The sequence below is a fragment of the uncultured Pontibacter sp. genome, from assembly GCF_947495565.1.
Taxonomy (GTDB): domain Bacteria; phylum Bacteroidota; class Bacteroidia; order Cytophagales; family Hymenobacteraceae; genus Pontibacter.
Genome location: NZ_CANLZM010000019.1, coordinates 17,803 through 43,336, shown reverse-complemented (window position 1 = coordinate 43,336; position 25,534 = coordinate 17,803). Strand labels below are relative to the sequence as shown.

19 protein-coding genes, 1 tRNA gene and 1 riboswitch are annotated in these 25,534 nt (G+C 49.7%); of the genes, 15 read left to right on the top strand and 5 right to left on the bottom strand.

The annotated features are described in order from the left end of the window. Nucleotides 1-19 precede the first annotated feature (19 nt). On the bottom strand, nt 20-979 hold the full coding sequence (locus Q1B04_RS18680) for a ribonucleoside-diphosphate reductase small subunit (protein WP_299761961.1): 960 nt from the start codon (nt 977-979) through the stop codon (nt 20-22). A gap of 641 nt (nt 980-1,620) precedes the next feature. On the opposite strand from Q1B04_RS18680, the gene rplU reads away from it, so the two are divergent. From rplU to lhgO, 5 genes are all read left to right on the top strand, one after another. Then, complete coding sequence (gene rplU, locus Q1B04_RS18675; protein WP_299761958.1) at nt 1,621-1,929, top strand: 50S ribosomal protein L21; 309 nt, start codon at nt 1,621-1,623, stop codon at nt 1,927-1,929. Nucleotides 1,930-1,999: 70 nt separating this feature from the next. After that, a complete protein-coding gene (rpmA, locus tag Q1B04_RS18670) occupies nt 2,000-2,272 on the top strand; it encodes a 50S ribosomal protein L27 (RefSeq protein WP_299761955.1) in 273 nt (90 codons plus the stop codon). 249 nt (nt 2,273-2,521) lie between these two features. After that, a riboswitch (SAM riboswitch) is annotated at nt 2,522-2,629 on the top strand. Between the two features lie 74 nt (nt 2,630-2,703). Beyond that, on the top strand, nt 2,704-6,408 hold the full coding sequence (metH, locus tag Q1B04_RS18665) for a methionine synthase (protein WP_299761952.1): 3,705 nt from the start codon (nt 2,704-2,706) through the stop codon (nt 6,406-6,408). Nucleotides 6,409-6,641: 233 nt separating this feature from the next. Further along, entirely contained in the window at nt 6,642-7,598 is a 957-nt protein-coding gene (metF, locus tag Q1B04_RS18660; protein ID WP_299761949.1) for a methylenetetrahydrofolate reductase [NAD(P)H], read from the top strand. 241 nt (nt 7,599-7,839) lie between these two features. Next, nucleotides 7,840-9,066, top strand: a complete 1,227-nt coding sequence (gene lhgO / locus Q1B04_RS18655) for an L-2-hydroxyglutarate oxidase (protein WP_299761946.1) — start codon at nt 7,840-7,842, stop codon at nt 9,064-9,066. Nucleotides 9,067-9,095: 29 nt separating this feature from the next. Here lhgO and Q1B04_RS18650 read toward each other — a convergent pair whose 3' ends face one another. Both Q1B04_RS18650 and hemW read right to left on the bottom strand, forming a co-directional pair. Then, entirely contained in the window at nt 9,096-9,935 is an 840-nt protein-coding gene (locus Q1B04_RS18650; protein ID WP_366524741.1) for a cyclase family protein, read from the bottom strand. A gap of 9 nt (nt 9,936-9,944) precedes the next feature. Next, nucleotides 9,945-11,072: a radical SAM family heme chaperone HemW gene (hemW, locus tag Q1B04_RS18645; RefSeq protein WP_299761943.1), complete on the bottom strand. Its 1,128-nt coding sequence runs from the start codon at nt 11,070-11,072 to the stop codon at nt 9,945-9,947. Nucleotides 11,073-11,246: 174 nt separating this feature from the next. Between hemW and Q1B04_RS18640 the strand changes: the two genes are divergently transcribed. Further along, nucleotides 11,247-13,076 (top strand): BamA/TamA family outer membrane protein, encoded by a 1,830-nt coding sequence (locus Q1B04_RS18640; protein ID WP_299761940.1) that lies wholly within the window; start codon nt 11,247-11,249, stop codon nt 13,074-13,076. Nucleotides 13,077-13,159: 83 nt separating this feature from the next. Further along, nucleotides 13,160-13,235, top strand: a tRNA-Met gene (locus Q1B04_RS18635). On the opposite strand, the gene Q1B04_RS20080 is transcribed toward Q1B04_RS18635, so the two are convergent. After that, complete coding sequence (locus Q1B04_RS20080) at nt 13,192-14,799, bottom strand: recombinase family protein (RefSeq protein ID WP_366524742.1); 1,608 nt, start codon at nt 14,797-14,799, stop codon at nt 13,192-13,194. The two genes, Q1B04_RS18635 and Q1B04_RS20080, sit on opposite strands and share 44 nt — an antisense overlap. A 393-nt stretch (nt 14,800-15,192) precedes the next feature. Beyond that, the gene (locus tag Q1B04_RS18630) at nt 15,193-16,116 is read right to left on the bottom strand and encodes a hypothetical protein (protein WP_299761937.1); all 924 of its coding nucleotides are present in this window, start codon (nt 16,114-16,116) and stop codon (nt 15,193-15,195) included. A 282-nt stretch (nt 16,117-16,398) separates the two neighbouring features. Between Q1B04_RS18630 and Q1B04_RS18625 the strand changes: the two genes are divergently transcribed. The 8 genes from Q1B04_RS18625 (at nt 16,399) to Q1B04_RS18595 (ending at nt 25,523) form a co-directional block, all read left to right on the top strand. Then, the gene (locus Q1B04_RS18625) at nt 16,399-17,748 is read left to right on the top strand and encodes a sigma-54 dependent transcriptional regulator (RefSeq protein WP_299761934.1); all 1,350 of its coding nucleotides are present in this window, start codon (nt 16,399-16,401) and stop codon (nt 17,746-17,748) included. 304 nt (nt 17,749-18,052) lie between these two features. After that, nucleotides 18,053-18,403, top strand: a complete 351-nt coding sequence (locus Q1B04_RS18620; protein ID WP_299761931.1) for a hypothetical protein — start codon at nt 18,053-18,055, stop codon at nt 18,401-18,403. A gap of 14 nt (nt 18,404-18,417) precedes the next feature. After that, on the top strand, nt 18,418-18,522 hold the full coding sequence (locus Q1B04_RS20075; protein WP_366524739.1) for a potassium-transporting ATPase subunit F: 105 nt from the start codon (nt 18,418-18,420) through the stop codon (nt 18,520-18,522). A gap of 24 nt (nt 18,523-18,546) precedes the next feature. Beyond that, nucleotides 18,547-20,244 carry a potassium-transporting ATPase subunit KdpA gene (kdpA, locus tag Q1B04_RS18615; protein ID WP_299761928.1) on the top strand — a complete coding sequence of 566 codons (1,698 nt, stop codon included), beginning with the start codon at nt 18,547-18,549 and terminating at the stop codon, nt 20,242-20,244. A 110-nt stretch (nt 20,245-20,354) separates the two neighbouring features. After that, complete coding sequence (kdpB, locus tag Q1B04_RS18610) at nt 20,355-22,406, top strand: potassium-transporting ATPase subunit KdpB (protein WP_299761924.1); 2,052 nt, start codon at nt 20,355-20,357, stop codon at nt 22,404-22,406. Between the two features lie 86 nt (nt 22,407-22,492). Further along, nucleotides 22,493-23,140, top strand: a complete 648-nt coding sequence (locus Q1B04_RS18605; RefSeq protein ID WP_299761921.1) for a K(+)-transporting ATPase subunit C — start codon at nt 22,493-22,495, stop codon at nt 23,138-23,140. A 74-nt stretch (nt 23,141-23,214) separates the two neighbouring features. Continuing rightward, nucleotides 23,215-24,303 (top strand): porin, encoded by a 1,089-nt coding sequence (locus Q1B04_RS18600; protein ID WP_299761918.1) that lies wholly within the window; start codon nt 23,215-23,217, stop codon nt 24,301-24,303. Nucleotides 24,304-24,374: 71 nt separating this feature from the next. Beyond that, a complete protein-coding gene (locus tag Q1B04_RS18595) occupies nt 24,375-25,523 on the top strand; it encodes a universal stress protein (protein ID WP_299761915.1) in 1,149 nt (382 codons plus the stop codon). Nucleotides 25,524-25,534: the final 11 nt, after the last annotated feature.

The following is a 25,534-nucleotide window of genomic DNA, read 5'->3' as shown; positions in this document are numbered from 1 at the left end:
TACTAAGGAATATCTAATCTTAAAAGTCCTCGTCCAGAGAGAACATTTTTTTGTCTTTATCTCCCAAAACACCGGCCTTCTGGTACTCGCCCACACGTTTCTCAAAGAAGTTTGTCTTGCCCTGCAGCGAGATCATCTCCATAAAGTCGAATGGGTTGGTAGAGTTGTAGATCTTCTTGCAGCCTAGCTCACCTAGCAGGCGGTCGGCCACAAATTCGATGTACTGGCTCATCAGCTTGGCGTTCATACCGATCAGGTCTACCGGCAGCGCGTCTGTCACAAACTCCTGCTCTATACTTACCGCGTCGCGAATTATCTCCTGCACGCGCTCTTCAGAAAGTTTGTTTACCAGCATCTTGTAAAGTAGGCAGGCAAAATCGCAGTGCAGGCCTTCATCTCTTGATATCAATTCGTTAGAGAAAGTTAGGCCAGGCATCAGCCCGCGCTTCTTCATCCAGAAGATAGAGCAGAAAGAACCGGAGAAGAAAATGCCTTCCACAGCCGCAAAAGCAATCAGGCGCTCCGCAAAGTCTTCGCTCTCGATCCACTTTAGCGCCCACTCACCTTTTCGCTTCACGGCAGGTACGGTTTCCAGGGCGTTAAACAGATGGTCTTTCTCCGCCTGCTTCTTCACATAAGTATCTATAAGGAGCGAGTATGTTTCGGAGTGGATGTTCTCCATCATGATCTGGAAGCCATAGAAGCAGCGCGCCTCCGGAATCTGCACCTCATTCATAAAGTTCACGGCCAGGTTCTCATTCACGATGCCGTCAGAGGCAGCAAAGAAAGCAAGCACGTGGCTGATGAAGTGGCGTTCGCCGTCGTTCAGGTTCTCCCAGTCTTTCAGGTCCTGGCTTAGGTCAATCTCTTCGGCTGTCCAGAAACTAGCTTCTGCTTTCTTATACATCTGCCATACTTCGTCGTTCTGAATCGGGAACAGTACAAAGCGGTTAGGGTTTTCTTGCAGTATTGGCTCCATAATCACGTAAGTTTTTATAGTTGAAGGTCTTTGATGCGTTTATTTCTCAAAACCTCTTGGAATCAGATAACGTTTTCGGGTTGTTTGGTAAGGTTACCCGAGCATATCCTGACTTCAAATATATAGAAAGGAACTTGATTTTGGGGGCTAAAGTTGTTCAATTTATGCACATCCCCTCACTGCGGAGTATGGGCGGTTTTTTATAGTAATTCACATCGTTATCCACATAGGTTTTAAATTATATAGTGTTACTATTATATTTATATATCTATATATTTACTGGGTTTAATGCATTGTTTTATGTAATCCGGTAAGTATCAGGGCGGTTTTGTGTGTCAAGAATGGTTGCGGCATGTGTAATTGTTGTCAGCTATGTGTCAAAAATGATCTTGTGCTACTTTTCTAAAGTATAGTTTGTGGAAAAGTTTCAAAGGTAAGGGTTGTTATAAGTAATTAAAGCAAAACCGCTTATGCGATTTATTGACAACTCTGAATTTTATGTATGCAGATATGCACATGTTTTTCCACATATGTGGGTAAGCAGTATAGTTTATAGGAACAAATTGTTATACAAGCCGTTGCAAATATCAGAATGAAGCCGTACTTTTGCGGACTAAACTTTTAAACATACATTGAAGCTGATGTACGCAATTGTAGAAATCGCAGGTCAACAGACCAAAGTAGAGAGCGGTAAGTTCATCTACGCCAACAAGCTTTCCGGCAATGAAGGTGACGCCGTTGAGTTCGCCAATGTTCTTCTAACTGACAACAACGGTACAATCACTGTTGGAGCTCCTTTTGTGGATGGTATCAAAGTAACTGGTAAAATCCTTGGTGAGGTAAGAGCCGACAAGATCCACGTTTTCAAGAAGAAGAGAAGAAAAGGGTATAGAAAGTCGAGAGGTCATCGTCAGAACTATACTAAAGTTCTTATCGAGAGCATTGGTTAAGCAGTAAGAAGAAATTAATCGTTGAACCTTTTGGGCTTAGTTCGCTAACCCAACTAAATAGTTAAAGAAAATGGCACACAAAAAAGGCGTTGGTAGTTCCAATAACGGCCGCGAATCGCATTCTAAACGACTGGGTGTTAAGATTTACGGTGGCCAGGAGATTATTGCAGGTAACATCATTGTAAGACAAAGAGGTACTGCACACCACCCAAGCACTAACGTGGGTATGGGTAAAGACCACACACTGTTCGCACTGACTGACGGTGTAGTACAATTCAGAAAAGGTAAGAAAAACCGTTCTTATGTTTCTGTAGTACCAACTAACGTAGAAGCTGAAGCTTAATCCAAAGCTTTACCAATACATGAAGAGGGGCGCCAACTAGGTGCCCCTCTTTTTTTGGATAAGATGGTAACAAAGAGAAAATAGCGGCGTATAATAAAGCAAAGAGGTTAAAGTTAATAAATTAAACCTTTTCTAGAAAAGGGATGCTAACGCGTCCCTTTTCGCATTTATAGCCCTTAAGGTTGAAGTATAAAGGCAAGCTGCCGTAACAAATCTTTACTTTCTGCGGATATACCTCTATATTAGCACCTCTTATCAAGAAAGACTGAGGGATAGGGCCCCACGACGTCTTAGCAACCATGTATAAAGCTTGGTGCTAACTCCCTCCTGGCAGAGCTTTGCCAGGGAAGATAAGATTGAACCTGCCTCACCTCAGGTGTCCTTCTTGATAAGTAGCGTAAACACGACTAACGAGAAGAAAGACACCGGCCATGACCCAAAAACATCCTATTTATACTTTGCTGCAGGAGCGCGTGCTTGTGCTTGATGGCGCGATGGGCACTATGATCCAGCGTTACCAGCTAACAGAGGCAGATTTCCGTGGCGAACGTTTCAAAGATCATCCTTCCGACCTGAAAGGCAATAACGACCTGCTTTCGATTACCCGCCCTGATATCATCAAAGCAATCCATAAAGAGTACCTGGAGGCCGGCGCCGATATTATTGAAACCAACACCTTTAGCGGCACAAGTATAGCCATGGCTGATTACCACTTAGAGGAGCTGGTTTATGAGCTGAACTACGAGTCGGCCAGGATAGCGCGCGAGGCAGCAGACGAGGTAGAAGCTAAAAATCCATCTAAGAAACACTTTGTGGCCGGTGCCATTGGCCCGACTAACCGCACTGCCTCGCTCTCCCCTGATGTGAACAACCCCGGATATCGCGCGATTACTTTTGACCAACTGGTAGAAGCATACTACGAGCAGGTACGTGGCCTGGTTGATGGCGGTTCGGACCTGTTGCTGGTGGAAACCGTGTTTGATACTCTGAATTGTAAGGCTGCCCTTTTCGCTATACAGCAATTCGTAAACGACGGAGGCAAAGAGCTGCCGATCATGGTGTCCGGGACTATAACCGATGCCAGCGGCCGCACACTTTCAGGCCAGACAGTAGAGGCTTTCTGGAACTCCATCTCACATGCGCCTATACTTAGCGTAGGCTTTAACTGCGCCTTAGGTGCGCGTCAGCTCAAAACACATATTCAGGAGCTATCCAGAATCACAGACTGTTACATTAGCGCCTACCCCAATGCCGGCTTGCCGAACGCTTTCGGCGGCTACGATGAAACAGCCGAGCAAATGGGGGCCATTGTAGAAGAATACTTAAAGCAGGGCTTGGTAAATATACTCGGTGGTTGTTGCGGCACTACGCCCATGCATACCAAAGTCATTGCAGATCTGGTGCAGAAGTATAAACCGCACGTACCTACGGCGGTCGCCCCTCTCCCACACTACAGTGGCCTCGAGCCACTCACCATCACCTCTGATACACTGTTCGTAAATGTAGGCGAACGCACCAATGTAACCGGCTCCAAAAAATTCTCGCGCCTCATCGTGGACGGAAACTTTGAGGAGGCGCTGTCGGTGGCGCAGCAGCAGGTAGAAGGCGGTGCGCAGATTATCGACGTGAACATGGACGAGGGCATGCTGAATTCTGAGCAAGCCATGATCAACTTTTTGAATCTGATCGCCTCCGAGCCCGACATAGCCAAGCTGCCCATCATGATCGACTCTTCGAAGTGGAGCGTGATTGAGGTGGGATTGAAGTGCGTGCAGGGGAAAAGTATCGTTAACTCCATCAGTTTGAAAGAGGGCGAAGAGAGCTTTAAGCAACTAGCTTATAAAGTGCGCCAGTACGGTGCTGCCGTGGTGGTGATGGCCTTTGACGAGCAGGGACAGGCTGATACTTTGCCGCGCCGCATCGAAATCTGCCACCGCTCCTACCGCATACTTACCGAAGAAGTGGGTTTCCCGCCTCAGGATATTATTTTCGACCCAAACATACTTGCCATCGCCACAGGTATAGAAGAGCATAACAACTATGCTGTAGATTACATTGAAGCAGTAAAATGGATAAAGGTGAATCTACCGCATGCACTTGTGAGCGGTGGGGTAAGTAATTTATCTTTCTCATTTAGAGGCAACGATGCCGTGCGCGAGGCGATGCATACTATATTTCTGTACCATGCGGTGCAGGCCGGTATGGACATGGGCATCGTGAATGCCGGTATGCTGGGCATTTATGAGGAGGTGCCGCAGGAGCTGCGCAACCTGATTGAGGACGTAATCTTTAACCGCCACCCGGACGCTACCGAGAAACTGGTGACCTACGCCGAAACGGTGAAAGGCAAAGGCAAAACAGCCACTGCTGCAGACAACAGCTGGCGCGAAGCTCCCGTAGCCGAGCGCCTGAAGCATGCGTTGGTAAAAGGCATTGTAGAGTTTATTGAGGAAGATACAGAAGAGGTACGCCAGCAGGCAAGTAAGACACTGGATGTGATTGAAGGGCCTCTGATGGCTGGTATGCAGGTGGTGGGCGACTTGTTTGGTGCCGGTAAGATGTTTTTGCCGCAGGTAGTTAAGAGTGCGCGCGTTATGAAAAAGTCTGTAGCGTACCTTCTGCCGTTCATGGAGGCTGAGAAAGCAGGCGCCTCGTCTTCCTCAGCCGGTAAAATTCTGATGGCCACCGTTAAAGGCGACGTGCACGACATCGGAAAAAACATTGTGGGCGTTGTGTTGGCCTGCAATAACTATGAGATTATAGACTTGGGCGTGATGGTGCAGCTGAATAAAATTCTTGCTGAAGCCGAGGCGCAGCAGGTAGACGTGATTGGCCTGAGCGGGTTGATCACCCCATCTCTGGACGAGATGGTATACGTAGCCCAGGAAATGGAGCGCAGAGGCATGACGATTCCGCTGCTGATTGGCGGAGCCACAACCTCGCGCGTACATACTGCCGTTAAGATCGCGCCGCAGTACAGCGGACCGGTGGTGCACGTGCATGATGCCTCGCGCAGCGTAACAGTGGTGAGCAGCCTTTTGGGTAGCAACCGCGAAGCATATATAGCCAGCATCAAAGCTGAATATGAGAAGCTGCGCGAAGATCATCTAAGCCGTACCAAAGACCGGGCTTTTGCAAGTATAGAACAGGCGCGAGCCAATAAGTATAAAGTTGATTGGGCTGCCACACGGCCAACCAAACCAAGCTTTACCGGCAACAAAGTATACACCAACTATCCTTTGGCCGAGTTAATGCCTTACATCGACTGGACACCGTTTTTCCATACCTGGGAGCTCAAGCGGCAGTACCCGAAAATCCTGAACGACCCGGAGCTAGGAACTGAAGCAACCAAACTCTTTGCCGATGCGCAGGCCATGCTGCAGGAGATTGTGGAGAATCAGCTGTTGGAGGCGCGTGCAGTGGTAGGCTTCTACCCGGCTAACGTAGAGGCCGACGATACCATAGAAGTATATGCCGATGATTCACGTAAAAACGTGCTGACGGAATTCCATACTTTGCGGCAGCAAGGCAAAAAGGGGGTAAATGTGCCCAATCTGGCTTTTTCTGATTTTGTGGCTCCAAAGGAGACGGGAGTGCCCGATTATATCGGGGGCTTTATGGTGTCAGCTGGGTTTGGCATTGAAAAGCTTCTGGAGAAGTATGAAGCCGAGCATGACGACTATAAAGCCATCATGGTGAAAGCCCTGGCTGACCGTTTGGCCGAAGCCTTTGCGGAGCGCATGCACGAGAAAGTGCGCAAAGAACTTTGGGGCTATGCATCGGATGAACAACTGGATAACGAAGGGTTGATCAAAGAGCAGTACAAAGGCATCCGGCCGGCTCCTGGCTACCCCGGCTGCCCCGACCATACCGAAAAAATAACGCTCTTTAAGCTGCTAAACGCAGAGGAGACAGGTGTTATACTAACAGAAAACCTGGCCATGCACCCGGTTTCTTCGGTGAGCGGTTTATACTTCTCGCACCCGGAGTCGCGGTATTTTGGATTGGGCAAGATCGGCGAAGACCAGGTGGCCGATATCGCGCAGCGCAAAGGTATGCCTAAGGATGAGCTGGAGCGCTGGCTCTCGCCTAACCTGAATTACGAGCCAAAGCCGTTGGCGCAGCAGGCGGTTTAGCAATCCAGCCATCCCTGTCCCTCCATGTCTAAGGTGCGGGCTTTGCTGTTACTTTACTGCACTGCAAGTTTCATAGCTGGAGACATACAGATGCTATAGCACAAACAATGAACTATAGAGATTCAAGTAGTAGGTAAAATTCCCCTCCTTAGACAAGTAGGGGTTAGGGGTGGTTAGACCCGGAAGCGCAAACCAACCATTTAACACTTTAGCAATTTAACCATCAACATAAATTGAAAGTAACAGACCACTTCAAGCATGCAAACAGGAAAACCCTGTTTACTTTTGAAATATTGCCTCCGCTCAAAGGCGAAAACATGAAAACCCTTTTCAGCCACATAGACCCGCTGATGGAGTTTAAGCCGCCCTTTATAGACGTTACCTACCACCGCGAGGAGTATGTGTACAAGCAACGGGAGAACGGCCTGCTGGAGAAACGTAGCACGCGCAAGCGTCCGGGCACGGTAGGTATATGCGCCGCCATCCAAAACAACTATAAAGTAGACACGGTGCCGCACCTTATCTGCGGAGGCTTTAGCAAAGAGGAAACCGAGAACGCGCTCATCGACCTGCACTTTTTAGGTATAGATAACGTGCTGGTGCTGCGCGGCGACTGCGTGAAAAGTGAACAGCGCTTTGTGCCGGAGCCAGGCGGGCATCATTACGCCTCCGAGCTGATAGAGCAGGTGGTGGAGATGAATAACGGTTGCTATTTAGATGATGAGCAGGTAAGCAACAGCTGCACCGACTTTTGCGTTGGTGTGGCCGGTTACCCGGAGAAGCATTTTGAAGCCCCGAACTTAAAGTCAGACCTGCGCTGGCTGAAGCGGAAGGTAGAGCTGGGCGCAGAGTACATCGTGACGCAGATGTTCTTCGACAACCAAAAGTATTTCGATTTTGTGAACCGCTGCCGAGAGGAAGGTATTAACGTGCCAATTATACCAGGTCTAAAGCCGATGACCACCAAAACACAGCTGACCTTGCTGCCAAGCCTTTTCCACATCGAGATTCCCTGTGATTTGGCTGACGCCATAGAGGCTTGCCCTGATAACAAGGCCGCTGCACAGGTGGGTGTGGAGTGGGCTATACAACAGTCTAAAGAGTTGGTGGAATTTGGCGTGCCATGCCTGCACTACTACTCTATGGGCAAGTCGGAGTCGGTGCGGAAAGTGGCGGAAGTATTATTTTAGAAACTCACTTTAAAACAACTAAACTGCCTGAAGCCGGGGCTTTAGCTCCGGCTTTTCCTTTTTAACGGTTATGCCGCCTCTTTGTAAAATTGCCGGCCACTGCGCCCGCAGTATTTTAGAGAAAGTATGCGTTAAGTTTTCGGAATATCCATTACCCTAAATATTTAAATCTTCGTATGCTTTTCTGTGCAACTTAAGCTCTGTTGCAGCAGCTAAAGCTTCAAAATATAAGAAAATAGAAATGTCAGTAACTAAATACGATACAATTATAGTGGGGGCTGGCTTGGTTGGTCTTTCTGTGGCATATCACCTCAAGCGTAAAAACCCTAACAGTAAAGTACTGCTCATAGAAAAGGAAAACGACGTTGCGCAGCACCAATCAGGGCATAACAGTGGCGTTATTCACAGCGGCATCTACTATAAACCAGGCAGCCTGAAAGCAAAAAACTGTATCGATGGCTATCACTCTATCATTGAGTTTGCGGAGGAGCACGACATTCCGTTTGATATATGTGGGAAAATCATTGTAGCCACTTCTGAGGCCGAACTACCGAAGCTGAACGATATTTATGAGCGCGGCATCCAGAACGGGCTAGGAGATTTAACAAGGCTGCGCTCTTTAGAAGAGATAAGGGAGTATGAGCCGCATGTAGCGGGCATCGAAGCAATTCATGTGCCTCAGACAGGCATTATTGATTACCCGAGGATGGCAACTACCCTGCTGAGCCTCTTCAGAAACGAGTATGGCGGCGACGCAGTGTTTGGGGAGCAGGTGGTTAAAATCAAATCAGAGAAAGACACCGTTTACGTAGAGACGACTAAGCACTCCTATACTGCCGCTAACTTGGTGAGCTGTGGCGGCCTGTTCTCTGACCGTGTGGCTAATCTGACCGAAAAAGAAAACGACCTGCGAATTATCCCTTTTAGAGGGGAGTATTACAAGCTGCGGGAGGAGAAGGAGTATTTGGTGCGCAACCTGATCTACCCTGTTCCGGATCCGAGTTTCCCTTTCCTGGGGGTGCATTTTACACGTATGATTCAGGGGGGCATTGAGGCTGGCCCCAACGCAGTGCTGGCATTTAAGCGCGAAGGTTACCGCTTCAGCGACTTCAACTTAAAAGACACGCAGGATACGTTTAGCTGGCCCGGCTTCTGGAAAATCGCTGCTAAGTATGGTAAAACAGGCTTAGGCGAAATGTACAGGTCGTTATCTAAGGCGGCTTTCACAAAAGCGCTGCAAAAGCTGATGCCTGAAGTGCAGGAAAGCGATCTGGTGCCGGGCGGCGCCGGCGTAAGAGCCCAGGCCTGCGACAGAAACGGTAACCTGATTGATGATTTTGATATCCTGAACCGCCGCAATATCATACATGTGCGCAATGCTCCATCGCCTGCAGCAACATCCTCGCTTGCTATCGGCCAGTACATATGCAGCCAGCTTTTAGGCAGCGAAGCAGCTGTAAGTAACTAGCGGCTTTATAACCTAAACTATACTTGCGGCTATGCAGTAACCGGCGATAAAGTATAAAGTATGGGTTTGCTTGGGCTGGCATCCAGCTGCAGGCTGGCAATTTGCAGGTTCAGTAAGTATAGCCCGTCCGGAATATAATCAGGCGCGTAGGTAAGCTCCGTAATAGTGGCGCTGTGGCGGGTATTGTGCGGGTACTGCCAGAAGGCATGGTGGCAAAGAAGCTTGCCCTCGTCCATCTCGCGGTCTACGGAAGGCAGGTCGAGCAGCAGGTGCTGTATACTTTGCGCCGCCAGATACTCCCCGATGCGGTGGTCCAGGTACGGTGGGTTGCTGCCGGAGTAGTGGCGGGTAAGCTTTGCGTCAGTGTTTGGCAGCGTGCGAAGTATAACAGCCTCCGGTTTTATACTTCGCAGCTGCGCCTGCACGTCCTCCAGCATCACTACTTCATCGCCGTTCTCCTGTTTCTGCGGCTGCACGGTTATCAGCTGCGCCACAAACAGGAAGCGCTTCAGGCAGTTGTGGATGGTGGCGTTCTCGTCCGCTGATATATGGCCGTAGCACTCGGTGTGGGTGCCGTTGCCATGCGGCGTTACATGCACGCGCTTGTAGTTGGTGCTGCCGCCCTCTGCCACGCTCCCCACAAAATCCCCTACCCTGATTACATCAAACTGAACCGGCTCGGCCCAAAAGCACTCGGGTTGCGGCTGGCGGTTGTGCAGCGGCATGGAGATATCCAGCGGATCAAGCGGGTTGAAAGTATAAACCTGGTCTTGGTAAGTGATGGTGGCTTCCATTGCGTTGCGGGCTTTTAGGCAAGTATAACGGAAAAGTATGAATTCTTTTTGCAGGATACCACCGCAAAAACTCACGCTTTTAGCTTATTCCGAAAACAAGTCCAATGTAATCTGGTCGGCGAGTAATTTGCCTTTGTCGGTTAGGTGCAGCACGTTGTCTTTTATACTTGCCAGCCCCTTTTGCTGCAGCTCCTGCAGGTAAGCTACGTGCGTAGCTTCCACATCATAGCCATACTTGTCGCGCAGCATACGTAAATCGCAGCCCCAGATGGTGCGCAGCGTAGTAAGCAGGTAATCGTTTGCCTGGTCGGCCAGGGTAAGTTCTTCAACCTCCGCAGGAATAACATTCTCCTGAATGGCAGCTGTATACTTGCGGTTGTTAGCCACATTATACTGCCTGCTGCTGCCGTTAAAAGAATGCGCGCTCGGCCCTACACCCAAATAATGCACGCCGCGCCAGTAGTTGCTGTTGTGCCGCGATTCGTAGCCGGGCTGGCAGAAATTAGAGATCTCGTACTGCACAAAGCCATGCTGTGCCATCTGCTGTAGCAGCACCTCAAACTGCTGTGCCGTAAAATCATCCTCAGAAGGTATAAATTTTCCTTTTTTGCTCCAGCGGCCAAGTGCGGTGTCAGGCTCTATGGTAAGGGCGTAGCAGGAAACATGCTGCACGTTCAGCGAGAAAAGCGTTTTTAGGTCTTCCAGCCAAATAGCATGATCAGGCGCAGGGATGCCGTAAATTAAATCAACTGTGATGTTCTTAAATCCGGCGGCCTGCGCATCTGTTACGCACTGCAGGCTTTCGGTGGCGTTGTGGGCACGGTTCATCAGGCGCAGGTGCGGCTCATGAAACGACTGCAGCCCAATGCTCAGGCGGTTGATGCCGGCCGCCTTCAGCTCCCGCAGCTTCTCCGGCTTTAGGTCATCGGGGTTGGCCTCCAAAGTGATTTCCGCATCCTCCGAAACTATAAACAGCCTTTTAATGGTTTGCAGAAGTAGCTCCAGTTCCTGCTGTGTGAGCAGCGATGGCGTGCCGCCGCCGAAGTATATGGTGTGCACGGGCTGGCCCTGCAGGTACTCCTGCCGCAGCTCCAGCTCATGGGCAATGGCCTGTATGGTTGCCTCTTTGTGCCCCATGGAGGTGCTGAAGTGGAAATCGCAGTAGTGGCAGGCTTGTTTGCAGAAAGGGATATGGAGGTATATTCCGGACAAAATTTATGAATGGTTAAGTTGTTGGGTGGTTAAATTGCTGATGATCTGGAAACTGTATTTACTGTAAGTATAAAGTATGGCAGAACGCTTTACCTTTGCAAATAAGAAGTATGGCATGCGTCTCATACCCTTCAACAATTTAGCCCTTAAACAATTCAACAATCAACCGCACAAATGTACAAAATAGCTGCCGTCTTGTTTTGCCTGATGCTGTGCCTGGTGCAGGTGTATGCGCAACAGGTGCAGCCGCAGGATACAACAAAGCAGCAACAGGCCAAGAAACCGGAGGCAAAGCAGCCTGCGAAAACAGACAAAGCGCCGCCCGCCAACAAGGTGCAGCTGTCGGTAAAGGCTCTGGACGGCAGTGGGGCGCAGGTGCTGCGGCAGTATAATTTCCGAGAGAACTTGCCCGATTCTGCCGAAGCGCTGAAGGAGGTGCGGGCGCTGGTGTACCGGCTGCAGCAGGATGCTTTTCTGCTGGCCTCCGCCGACAGCGTATACTTTAAGCGCGATACGCTCCACGTGAAACTTCATGTAGGCCAGCCTTTTGAGTGGGCGCAGCTGCGAAACGGAAACTTAGGAGAAGGGCTGTTGGTAGAGTCCGGGTTTCGGGAGAAATTTTACCGGGACACGCCTTTTAAACCGGCTGAGTTTGTAAAGCTGCAGCAGCGCATCCTGGATTATGCAGAGCGCAACGGCTACCCCTTTGCCAACGTCTGGCTCGACTCGGTAAGTATAAACGGCAACAAAATTGCTGCCACTCTTAAGCTGGAAAAGGCTTTTGTGGTGACGTATGATACACTGGAGATTGTAGGCAAAACCAAAACGCAGCCCAAATTCCTAATGCGCTACCTGCAGCTGCTGCCTGGTCAGCTCTACAACCAGGACCAGGTAGACGCCTCGCAGCGGATGCTCACGCAGCTTCCGTACATTAAGTCAACACGCTCGCCGCAGGTTCGCTTCACCAACGATAAGGCCAAAGTATACTATTACCTCGAGGACCGGCAGGCAAACCAGATTGATGGCGTAGTGGGTTTTCTGCCTGACCCTAACCGCGCCGATAAACTGTTAATTACCGGTGAGGCGAACCTGAATATCCGTAACATACGCGGGTCAGGCAAGCAGCTGGGGCTGCAGTGGCGGCGGGTAAGCGCCGGTTCGGTTATACTTAACGGCGAGTACCTGCACCCGAATTTTTTAGGCAGCCCTATAGAAGTGGGCACAAAGTTTAACCTGCTAAAGCAGGACTCTACATTTATAACCGTGCAGCCGCGGCTGCAGCTGGGTTATTATACTTTAAAGTATGGCAAATTTAGCGTGTTTACGGAGTGGCGCAATTCGCGTATACTTTCGGAGGTAAGCTCCGAGCAGCTGCAGCAGCTAAACCTGGCCGATGCCCAAACCACTACGTATGGCTTAAACTACCTCTGGAACAACTTAGACGACTTTTATTTTCCGAGGCGCGGGCGGCTTGCGGAGCTGCAGTTTACGGCCGGATCTAAAAAACTGCTGCGCAATGCAGACCTAGAGAAAAGCTTTTACGACACACTGGACCTGAAAACATCACAGCTGAGCCTGAGCCTCCGGCTGGAGAATTTCCTGCGGTTAGGCAAAAACAGCGCTCTGCTTACCAGGCTGCGCGGAGAAGTCCTTTTCAGCAACCGGATCTTCCTTAACGACATGTATCGCTTGGGCGGCCTCTCCTCTCTCCGCGGCTTCGATGATTATTTCTTCTATGCCTCCAGCTATGCCGTCAGCACTTTAGAGTATCGCCTCTTTACAGCTTCCGATTCTTATGCCCTGCTTTTTTATGACCAAGGCTACTATCGGCGGGATTTGGAGCAGTCGTCAGCAGATGATTGTCCGTTTGGTGTGGGAGCAGGCATCAGCTTTAGCACAGCAGCAGGTATATTTCAGTTGGTATATTCGCTTGGCCAATCTGACCAGCAGCAGCTTTCTTTTAAGTATTCCAAGATACATTTTGGAATAACTAACAAGTTTTAGCAAATCTTAACTTTTTTAGCTCTTTTTGGTATACACACTTGCATGGTAAACTTCTTTAGTCTACTTTTGCATCATACTAACAGTGCGGGGTGGAGCAGTTGGTAGCTCGTTGGGCTCATAACCCAAAGGTCGCAAGTTCGAGTCTTGTCCCCGCTACCAAAACGGACCGATCAACTTTTAAGTTGGTCGGTCTTTTGTTTTTATCGCCGTAAGGTGTTGATAATGATGCAATTAGACTCAATACAGAATTGATTTTTTCGGTTCGATAATCATCATTTTCTTTGTCATAGGCCACACCCTCCGGAAACACCAGTTTTTGCAGCTTTTGTTTTGTGTGGTAGTCCCCTAAAACCCACATTTTAGCCATTTCAGAGCACATTTTGAGTGAAAAGGCAACATACTTTTCAAGGTTCGATAATTTTTTAGGGTCTCCTCCTAGACTTGCCTCGATTTGCTGCTTTTCAATTATCAACTTTTGAGAGAATTTCTCAAATTGAGCCTTTGTAATCTCTCCCATTACAAACCTTTCCTCCATTGCGTCCAGCTTGTTTTGAATCCCTCTCAAGGTTGCTTTTAATTGCTTGGCATCTTCTGCTTTCTGTTCATTTAGGCTGTTTAACGTTGCTACAAGCTGCTGCTTTAAAGGTGCAACAAGCCGCTCATCAATAGCAAAGCTGTTAAGCAAAGAATGGTAGGCAGTATGCAGCTGCTCTGCGTTCTTATTCACCTTGCAGCCGACTTTGTTGCACTTGTAGTAAAGGATGCCCTTGCTCTTCACTTCATAACCCGTCATGTTTGTTCCGCAGGTAGCACATTTCAAGTGGCTCCTCAGCGGTAGCCTTGCATCATATTTACTTTGAGTATAGCCATGGTTATTCTTCTTCTGGAGGTTATTTACCTGTAGGAACACTTTCTCGCTGACCAGCTTCTCATGTTTCCCCTGTACTACTTCATCTCCTAGCATAGCATGTGTAATGACACCGCAGTAGAAAGGATTTTTGAAGATCTCAGAGAGGCGTTGTTTTGTGAGACTAAGCCCCATCTTGTTTAGCCACTCAAGTATCTCAACGTTTGACAGATGCTGTTCTGCCTTCATTGTAAAGGCTTTCTTCAACAGCTTGCCGGTATCATTGACAACGATTACCTGTTCCCCTTTAAGCTTGCTTTGGTTATAGCCTAGAGGCGCTTTGGTGGGCCACTCGCCTCTTCTAAGCTTTTCGATAGTGCCCGAGATTGATTTCTCCCTACGTTGGTCGTTGTCCCACTGGCTGAACAGGAACTGCATGTTCTGGTGGAACTTTCCGCTGGATGTGCGTGTGTCCGTTTGCTGGGTGACTGATAGGATGTCAATGCCGTTCTCCCGGAGCTGCTGAGAAATGTAGATGGCGTTTGCCCCAGACCTAGAGAATCTATCGGGGCTATAGACGAGTATCTTGCTGATTTGCTCCTTCGAGCTTTTGACAAAGGCCAGCATCCTATTGAACTCTTTGCGTTCATCGGTCTTAGCACTCTCGTATGTGCCGCCAAAATATGCGGCAACCTCTAGTCCGTGGTCGAGGGCATAGGCGTCGCAGTATTTCTTTTGTGTGGAGAGACTTTGGTTGGTTTCAGCTTGCTCTTTAGTGGAGACGCGTGTATAAACTACAATTCTATTGCTGTCCTTTTGGCCCTTGGGGCTGTTCTTGCCTTTAGTGAATGCTTTAAAGCTGTTCAGGTTGCTCATGGTATTGATTAAGTTTCTTGTAATGGTTTAGAAAGCCTGCTACCTAACTGCTGTGCCAGGTAGCAGGACCACTTCTATTAGGCCTGTTGCTGTATGAAGAGCTCGTAAGAAACCTGTGCAAGGATAGTTAGGCTTTCAATACTGGCCTGCGCATCAGAGTCGCACAATTTTTCTAGTCCAGGATACTGTCTAAGGGCTTCAGGTGTAAGGGTGTTTGGCGTTACATTTTCTTGTTTTTGGTTTTGATGATTTACATTCACGGAGATTGTGTCAATTTCCGCACTTGTCTGAGTCCTTCAGTTAAAATGCTACCTAGATGAATGTCCTGAGTACTTCAGTGGCTTTAAATTCACCATTCGAAGCAGAGGTATTGGGAATGCAACGTGGGGAGGATTAGAGCCTTGTCCGTTGGGCCTCCTCAAAGGTGAGCTGTGTTCCGTTCTGCGTCTTCATGGTGATGGTGCTGTAGTCGCGGGTGCCCAGAATCTGGGCGATTTCTTTTTTCTGTTTCTCGGAGAGCTGTCTGTCCACCTTGGTGATCAGGTCGGCCCTCCGCTTGCTGCCCTGTTTGGAGAACTTGATAGTGAGCTCCTTTACCTCGTTGTTGCGCATGGTCCTCAGCACCTCATGCTCCTCCCTTGTCAGAATGGGTACCTTGGGCAGGAACTCGGCCTTTGTCTCGTCGTTCAGGAACTGGGCGAAATAATGCCCGAGCGGGATGTTGATGTGGGGCTCGCTTAGGTCAGGTTTGCTTTCAGGGTTTAGCTCCTGTTGCACCTCACTCCAGTCAGCTACCCCACCATCAGCAAAAACATAGATGTAGGTGTTGGAGCGGTACTGGAGGTGCGCCAGCACGATGAGTGAGAAGCGGTACGGGTAGAAGGTGTTTGGTTTCTTGAGGTTCTCCTCCGCTTGCTGGAGCTCCTCACCTGTTATGGGCCGCTGAGCGGCCTTTTCCAAGGTCTGCCTTAGTTTTACCCTGTCCCCGTCGCTCAACTCAATACCGACCATGAAGTCCTTCTCGAACAGGTAGTCCTTCACGGCGGCGATGGTATCCAAGAGAAGGCCGAACTTGCGCAGGTCCTTCACGATCTGCAGCCAGAGGTACTGGATGAAGTCGAAGTAGAGCTTTTTGCCGTCTTCCTCAGAGTCAGGAACAATTCCGAGGCTGCGCCAATTGTTGTGGACGCGAGAAGAGATGCCCGCATCCTTGAGAGTAAACTGCCTGCGGCGCAGGTTCTCCAGTATTTCCATCGCATAGTTCGATGGGCTGTCGTCATACACTGGTATGCCTAAGGCGATATGCTTTTCCTCCATGTAACTTGTGTGTTACATACATGTAAAAAAATAAAATAATTAGTGAGGGCATGAAGGTAAATTATCTTTCTATACTTATTTCAGGATGAACAGGAGTACCCTGTCGTGCTAACAAACAGCTATACACAATCAATGCTTTGTTTAACATAAGGCTTATTATTGGCTTCACAACAGCCTACAAGCTGTTGCACCCAGTAACTTTACCACTGCCGTTATTACTTTCCAATTTAACATCCAATTGATTTCAGAACCTTATCTTTGGCTGCTTCAACTTAAGTCACCATGCAAAACCACACTACACTCCTACTTATCGACGACGAAAATAACCTCCGCCAAGTGCTGGCACGCGTGCTGGAACTAGAAGGGTACCACGTACTTCAGGCGAAGAATACCCGCGAAGGTTTTGAGCTGCTGGAGAACCATGCCGACGAAGTGGAAGTGGTACTGAGCGACGTAAAGCTGCCCGACGACAATGGCCTGAACATCTTGCGAAGGGTAAAGGAGAAATATCCGCTGCCGGAAGTAATCCTGATGACAGCCTATGGAACAATACAGGACGGGGTGAGTGCCATGAAGCAGGGAGCTTTTGATTACCTGACCAAAGGAGATAATGATGAGCAGTTGATTGTTACAGTCGCCCGTGCCGCAGACAAAGCCAGGCTCCGCAAGCGAGTAGCCGAGCTGGAGAAGCAGGTGGAGCCTAAGAATACGCTCGACACTATCATTGGACGCACGTCTGCCCTTAAGCAGGCGAAAGAGCTGACAGCTCGTGTGGCAGTAACAGACTCTACCGTACTGCTAGAGGGGGAAACAGGTGTTGGGAAAGAACTATTTGCGCAGGCCATTCATAGCGCCAGCCCGAGACGCAGCAAACCTTTTGTGGCCGTTAACTGCAGCGCTTTTCCGAGAGATTTATTGGAGTCAGAGATATTTGGCTATAAAAAGGGGGCCTTTACTGGAGCCATGGCCGATAAGAAAGGCCTATTTGAAGAAGCAAACGGGGGCACAATATTTTTAGATGAGATCGGGGAAATGCCACCGGAACTGCAGGCTAAACTCCTGCGTGTGCTTGAGACGCAGACATTCACTAAGCTTGGAGATACGAAGCCGATCAAAGTGAATGTGCGTATTGTAGCCGCCACCAACCGTGATTTGCAAGCCGAAGCCAATCACTTCCGGCCAGACCTGTACTACCGACTGTCGGTGTTTAAAATCAGAGTGCCTACCTTAAGGGAACGGCAGACTGATATTCCGCTCTTGGCACAGCACTTTCTGCTGCTCTATAATGCTAAAATGAACCGACGTCTATTGGGCATGAGCGAAGAGTTTATCCAAAAGCTCAAAAACTACCCTTGGAAAGGCAACATACGTGAGCTCAAAAATGTGATTGAGCGTGCTGTTATTCTTGCCGATGAAGAAAGGCTGACACCAGAGCATCTGCCCTCTGAATTCTGGACGGCGGCCCCCTCCCCGGAGGCTGCTGAAAGCGATACCTCTCTGAGTAGGATAGAGCGCAATCATATCCTGAAAATCTTAGAGCAAAGCGGCGGCAACAAAACTGAGGCGGCTCGCCGTCTGCACATCGGGTTGACTACTCTCTACAGGAAGTTACAAGAGTATGGCATAAGCTAAGAAACCCTGCCAATATGAAAAGCCGACCCTACCAAAATGGTAGGGTCGGCTTTTTTTTATTCATTCAGACCTTAAGACCTAAATTTTTGAACGGCTTAGTAAACAGTGGTTTACAGCTGACAATTCCTTCCTTAATACTTCTTGGCACTTTGCTTGGCAATAGGTCTGGCATATCAAATCATTTATACCATGAACGAAGTGCTAATGACGATTTTACTGCTGGGGGCCGGGGCAGCCTGCTTCTGGCTTTTTTACAAAGCCATTGACTTTTTCGACAATGTTTAACCACCTTTTTAGAAACACAATGATACAGCATTGTGAGATTTCGAAGGAGTTGTGCCAAGAGTTTCCGGACCTAGAGCCTGAACTAAAGCTAGAGGAAAACAGCCGAAACCTCCACCGCCAGTTGGCCTGCTTCGCCTCTTACACAAACCGCTTCCTGGACACGCTTAATCTGGACGGCGCCCGCAGGTGCTTCCGGGAGGCTAACAAGCTCTTTCAGGAGGGAGACAGGCAGGTACAGCACGCGCTGAAGGTTTCCTACCTGTACTCCCTGCACCTCTACAACGGGGGCAACTCTTTACAGTGGCGGTTGCTCATGGGGCCTGCCCTGGCGCGCTGCTCCCAGCAGCTAACACATAACATGCTACCCTAATACCTTTCCAAACTATGAAACTCATTTTTTTAATTAAAGATATGATCGCACTATTCTTCTTAAGCATCGTCACGTTTTGCTACTTGTTCTACGTGCTGCTAAAACCCGAGAAATTCTAAGTTCACAACCACAACAAAAGAGAAATGTCAACTGATATATTAGGAGTTATCGCTATGTTCCTGCTCACGGTGGCCATTGGGCTACCGCTGGGCAAGTATATAGCGAGAGTATATAAAGGAGAGCGCACCTGGCTGGATTTTATGGCACCCGTAGAACGGCTCTTCTTCCGCGTGAGCGGTATAGATGCCAGCCGCGAAATGACTTGGAAGCAAAGCATGGTCGCGCTGCTGAGCATCAACCTGATCTGGTTCTTCTGGGCAATGTTCCTGCTCATGACGCAAAGCCACCATCCCTTCTGGAACCCGGACGGCAACCCATCCATGTCGCCGGACTTGGCTTTTAATACGGCCGTCAGCTTTCTGGTAAACTGCAACCTGCAGCACTATTCCGGCGAAACGGGGCTTTCGTACCTGTCGCAGTTGGGCGTGATGACTTTTCTGCAGTTCGTAACAGCTGGTACGGGTATGGCCGCCTGCGCTATCGTGTTCAATGCCATGCGTAACCGCAGTACAGAGCACTTGGGCAACTTCTTTGACTACTTCATGAAGAGCTGTACACGCATTCTTTTGCCTATCAGTATGGTGGTGGCCGTGATTATTGCGATGGAAGGCACACCCATGACCTTTGAGGGCAAAGATACCATTACCACCCTGCAAGGAGCTGAGCAGCAGGTATCCAGAGGACCGGCCGCCGCCATGGTCGCCATCAAGCAGGTAGGTACGAACGGGGGCGGTTTCTTTGGAGTGAACTCCTCGCATCCGCTGGAAAACCCAACCTACCTTAGCAACATGGTAGAGAACATCGTGATTATACTTATACCAATCGCGCTGGCTTTTGCCTTAGGTTTCTACTTGGAGCGCAAGCGCCTGGGCTGGATGGTATTCGGCGCGATGACAGCCGGTTTCCTAATGCTGCTGACGACCACCGTATACTTTGAGATGAACGGCAACCCTGCCATCTCGAATATGGGCATCGACCAGCGTCTGGGGTCTTTGGAGGGTAAGGAAATGCGCTTGGGCGCTGCCGCTTCAGGTATGTGGGCAACTAGTACCACAGTTACCTCCAATGGTTCAGTTAACGCCATGCACGATTCGCTCACACCGCTCTCGGGCATGAACACGATGATCGGCATGATGATCAATTCCTTTTACGGTGGTGTGGGTGTTGGCTTCCTGAACTTCTTTGTGTTCATCATCATCGCCGTGTTCATCTCTGGGCTAATGGTGGGCCGCACGCCGGAGTTCTTGGGCAAAAAAGTTGAAGCTCGGGAGGTGAAGATTGCAATCATGATCGCTTTGCTGCACCCTTTCCTTATTCTTTCAGGTACCGCGCTGGCTGCTTATGTGTATGTGCAGGACCCGACTGTGGGCTGGCTGAACAACCCCAGCTTCCACGGTTTCTCCGAAATGCTCTACGAATATACTTCCGCCTCTGCCAACAACGGCTCTGGCTTCGAGGGGCTTGGCGACAACACGCCATTCTGGAATATCACTACCGGGATCGTACTGGCACTGAGCCGTTACCTGCCCATTATAGGTCCGGTAGCCATTGCCGGTATAATGGCCCGTAAACGCTATATCCCGGAGTCTGCCGGTACGCTTAAAACCGATACCGGAACATTTGGTCTGATGGTGTTTTTCGTGATCTGGATAGTGTCGGCCTTGGCTTTCTTCCCATCGTTGGTGCTCGGTCCAATTGCAGAATATTTCACCATCTATTAAAAGATAAAACATGGCACAACAGGAAGTAGTGATGCAGGCTGCTTATTGGAGCACGCCACCTGCCCGAATGTGGCAACACCTTTTGTGTCTGCGTCTTAAATACTAAAAAAATGACAACTAAAAATCAAGTAACCGGATTGTTTGAGGGACCGCTGGTAAAACAGGCGCTAGTGGAGTCCTTCGTTAAACTCGATCCAAGGCAAATGATCAAAAACCCCGTGATGTTCACGGTAGAGCTGGGTACGTTCGTGATGCTGCTGGTAACGCTATACCTGCTCTTTTCAGGCGACACTTCACAGGGAGGCTTGGGCTACAACGTCACCATCTTCCTGATCCTGCTACTTACCCTGCTCTTCGCCAACTTTGCCGAGGCCATTGCCGAGGCGCGGGGCAAGGCCCAAGCTGATTCGCTGCGCAAAACGCGCGAGGAAACACCTGCTAATGTGATTGACAGTAAAGGAAACGTTCAGCAGATCAGCTCCTCCCAACTCAACAAAGGCGATGTGTTTGTCGTGACAGCAGGGGAGGTCATCCCAACGGACGGCGAAATTGTTGAAGGTCTTGCATCGATCGATGAATCGGCTATTACAGGCGAGTCAGCACCAGTGATACGGGAGGCAGGCGGCGACAGATCTTCCGTAACAGGAGGTACCAAGGTGCTGTCCGACCAGATTAAGGTATTGGTGACAACTGCCCCAGGCGAATCATTCCTGGACAAAATGATTGCCTTGGTTGAGGGTGCCAGCCGTCAGAAAACACCTAACGAAATTGCCTTGACCATCCTGCTGGCAGGCTTTACCATGACGTTCCTGCTGGTATGCGTCACGCTGAAGCCTTTTGCGGATTATGCGAACGCACCGCTTACGATCGCTGCACTTATCGCGCTGTTTGTGTGTTTGATCCCGACAACGATCGGGGGCTTGCTTTCGGCGATAGGTATAGCGGGGATGGACCGGGCGCTACGAGCCAATGTTATTACCAAATCAGGTAAAGCAGTGGAGACCGCTGGTGATATTGACGTGCTACTACTCGATAAAACAGGTACCATCACCATCGGTAACCGCAAGGCCACCAAGTTCCATCCAGCGCCGGGCGTGGATAAAGATGCTTTCACCCGTATGGCTGTGCTGAGCTCTCTGGCGGATGAAACGCCTGAGGGGAAATCCATTGTAGAGCTGGCGCAGGAGCAGAGAGTAAGTGAGCCCCAGCCGGACATGCGCCAAGTAGAGTTTATTAAGTTTACCGCTGAGACCCGCTCCAGCGGCATCAACCTCCTAGACGGCACCCGCATCCGCAAAGGAGCATTCGACGCTATTAGGAAAATGTCGGAAAATGCCGGGAACTTCTTTCATCCGAATGTGACTGAAACAATCGAAAATATCGCCGCCAACGGCGGTACGCCGCTAGTGGTAGCGGAGAACGAAGAAGTGAAAGGCGTGATTCAGCTGGAGGATATTATCAAACCCGGCATACAGGAGCGCTTTGAGCGCCTGCGCAAGATGGGTGTAAAAACGGTGATGGTGACAGGTGATAACCCGCTGACGGCAAAGTTTATTGCCGAGAAAGCAGGAGTGGATGACTTTATCGCGGAGGCCACTCCAGAGGATAAGCTCAACTACATCCGAAAAGAGCAAGCCAGCGGTAAGCTGGTAGCCATGATGGGTGACGGTACAAACGATGCCCCAGCCTTGGCCCAGGCCGATGTGGGCGTGGCCATGAACTCGGGTACGCAGGCGGCCAAAGAGGCCGGTAACATGGTGGACCTAGACAACGACCCTACCAAACTGATTGAGGTAGTGGAGATCGGCAAACAGCTGCTCATCACGCGCGGTACACTCACTACTTTCTCCATCGCCAACGACGTGGCCAAGTATTTCGCCATCGTGCCTGCCTTGTTTATTGCATTTATACCTGATCTTCAAGGACTTAACGTCATGAATTTGGCCAGTCCGCAGTCGGCTATGCTATCAGCGGTCATCTTTAACGCCATCATCATCCCAATCCTGATTCCGCTGGCACTGCGTGGTGTTGCCTATAAACCGATCGGGGCGAGTGCTCTCTTGCGCCGCAACCTGCTCATCTATGGTTTAGGCGGAGTACTCGTCCCATTCGTAGGCATCAAGGCCATTGATATGCTGCTGGTGGTAATGGGGTTGGGCTAATAGAGATTAAATAGTTAACAAAAGATCCGAGACTATAAGACCGGATACCTCTTAATAAGAAGTAGAAATATCTGAAATTATCCATTATGGAACCCAAAGTAAAAGAAAAGCACCCGCAAGAAAGACTGATCCAGCGCCCTGTACCCGGAAGAAAGGGTACAGGAGGCATCCTGAAACAAAGCTTGATCCTAACCATATTGTGCATTGGTTTCTTCGTGTTCCTCTACCCGCTCAGTATCTGGGCCATCTCCAAAGTGGCGGCTCCGAACGGTGGCGAGGGTAAGATAGTAGAATCTAACGGCCGCGCGGTGGGATTTGAGAACGTGGGGCAGTCCTTCACGGAAGACCGCTATTTTTACAGCCGACCCTCAGCCGTGGAGTATGATGGCGGCGGCTCTGGCGGTTCGAATCACGGACCGTCGAACCCGGAGCACCTGGCTGAGGTACAGGGCAGAATCGACGCCTTCCTGGAGAAGAACCCGACTGTGAAGCGGGAGGAAGTGCCTGCGGAGTTAGTGACAGCCTCTGGTAGCGGCTTGGACCCGCACCTCTCACCACAGGGCGCGCTGGTGCAGGTAGAGCGTGTTGCCCACGTGCGCAACCTGCCGGTAGAGCAGGTAAGAGCACTAGTGCAAGAGCAGGTGGAGGCGCCTCTTATAGGTGTACTTGGGCCGGAGAAAGTAAATGTGCTGAAGCTCAACGTGGCGCTGGATCAATTGGATACACAGCGATAACTACATAAAAAAATCATCAACATAATACAGCCATAATTACAAGAACAAAGGCTGTACTTATAATCTTAAATAAAATGAAATACCTATTCGGAACACTTTTAGCCCTTTACCTGTTGATCACCTTCGCGGCAAATGCGCAAACTGTGGATACGCTTGGCCTGCAGGAAGCGAACAAACCTTTTAAAATAAGTGGCGGTGTGGATGTGTACTACGCCTATGACTTCTCGAAGCCCTACGAAAAAGACCGTCTCTATACCACACAGGCTTTCCGCCACAATGAGTTTAACCTGAACTGGGGTTTCCTGCAGGCCGATTACGCTACGGACAAGGTGCGGGCCACGCTGGCCCTACACACAGGTACTTATGTACAGTCCAATTATGCCGCAGAGCCTAACGAGCTTACGCGGCTTATTGCACAGGCTAACGCAGGTGTTAGATTGGCAGAGGGCGTATGGTTGGACGTAGGCATTCTGCCTTCGCACATCGGCTACGAAAGCACCTTCTCCATCGACAATGAAATCTATACCCGTGCCTTGATGGCGGAAAACTCCCCCTACTTTGAAACAGGTGCACGGCTTACGGCCGAGGTGTCGGACAAGGTGACCATGAAGTTCCTTGTACTTAACGGCTGGCAGAATATTCAGGAGACAAACGACGCCAAGTCGCTGGGATTCGGAATCAGCTATACGCCTACAGATAAGCTTGAGCTAAGCTACAACAATTATTACGGCAACGAGGCTCCTGCGGAGTTGGATCCAAAGCGCCGCTATTTTCACAATTTCTACGCGGGCTATACCTTCTCAGACAGGTTTAACATAGCCGCTAGCGTTGACTATGGGCGTCAGGAACTTTTTGGAAGCGACCAAAAGGGAAACTGGTATGCAGGATTGTTACTGGCGCGTTACCAGTTGAGTGACAGGTTGGCTATGGCGGGCCGTGTGGAGCATTACAATGACAAAAATCAGATTATAATCACCACCGACACATCAAACGGTTTCCAGACCTCCAGTGCCTCTCTTAATTTTGACTATATTCCCGCGCCAAACTTAATGTGGCGTTTTGAAGCCCGAGGCTACGACTCTCAGGACATGATCTTTGTTGGGGAAGAAGGTACAAAAGACAAAAACCTTTTACTGGTCACTTCTTTGGCCTTTAAGTTCTAAATTAGTATAGGCAGGTGCACGCACCTGCCTATACTTTTCCTGCCTAAGGGGCAGGCTTTAGAAGGTGAATTATGAGCAGCAGAGAAGAAGACAGTAACAGTAAGTCAGCAGAGCGTTTCCTCCGTCTCCTGCAGGACTCGAAGAAGGGGCGCTTTAAGCTGTACATTGGCTTGGCGGCCGGGGTAGGCAAAACCTACCGCATGCTGCAGGAAACCCGGGAACTGCTGGCGCATGGGGTGGATGTGGTGGTAGGGTATGTGGAGACGCATGGCAGGGAAGAGACGGTTGCGCAGCAGGAAGGCCTGCCTATTATGCGGCGCAAGTCCATTTTCTATAAAGGGCGCATGCTGGAGGAGCTCGACCTGCAGGCCGTGCTGCAGCGCCGGCCCGAGGTGGTGATCGTGGATGAACTAGCGCATACCAATGTGCCGGGGTCTGCAAATGAAAAGCGCTGGCAGGACGTGGAGCAACTCATCAATGCGGGTATCAGCGTGATCAGTGCCGTGAACATCCAGCACATCGAAAGCCTGAACTACCAGATCGAGAAGGTAACGGGGGTAGAGGTGTCGGAGCGGGTGCCGGACAAGGTGGTAAAAGCCACTGACGAAATCGTGAATATCGACCTGACGATTCAGGAATTGCTGGACAGGCTGAAAGAGGGAAAGATTTATGACAAGGTGAAAGTGGAGGCGGCCTTGAAAAACTTTTTTCAGAAAGATAATCTCCTACAACTGCGTGAGATGGCCCTGAGGGAAGTGTCTAATCATCTGATGCAGCGGATTGATTTAGAGGTGGAAGCGGCTTCGCGCAAGAACCTTGACAAGCTGGTGGCCTGTATTAACACCAACGAGAAAGCGGCAAAGGAAATTATCCGGAAAACCTCCCGCCTAGCCGACCGCTTCCGGGCCAAGTGGTACGTGGTGTATGTGCAGACGCCGGAGGAAAGTACTGACACCATTGGTTTAGCCAAACAGAGGCACCTGATCAATAACCTGCAGCTGGCAACGCAATTGGGCGCTCAGATAATCCGATTGAAAGGGAATAATGTCGCGAACGAGGTGCTAGAGGTTGCCCGTGAGAAGCAAGCAACTCTGCTTATCTGTGGGGTAACAGGACGAAAAACTTTTGGCGATTGGTTTAAAGTAAGCCAGACACGCCACATAATCCGCACTATCTCCAATTCCGAGCTAGACTTGGATATCTTCTTGGTAAGTGTATAAGCATGTGTGTA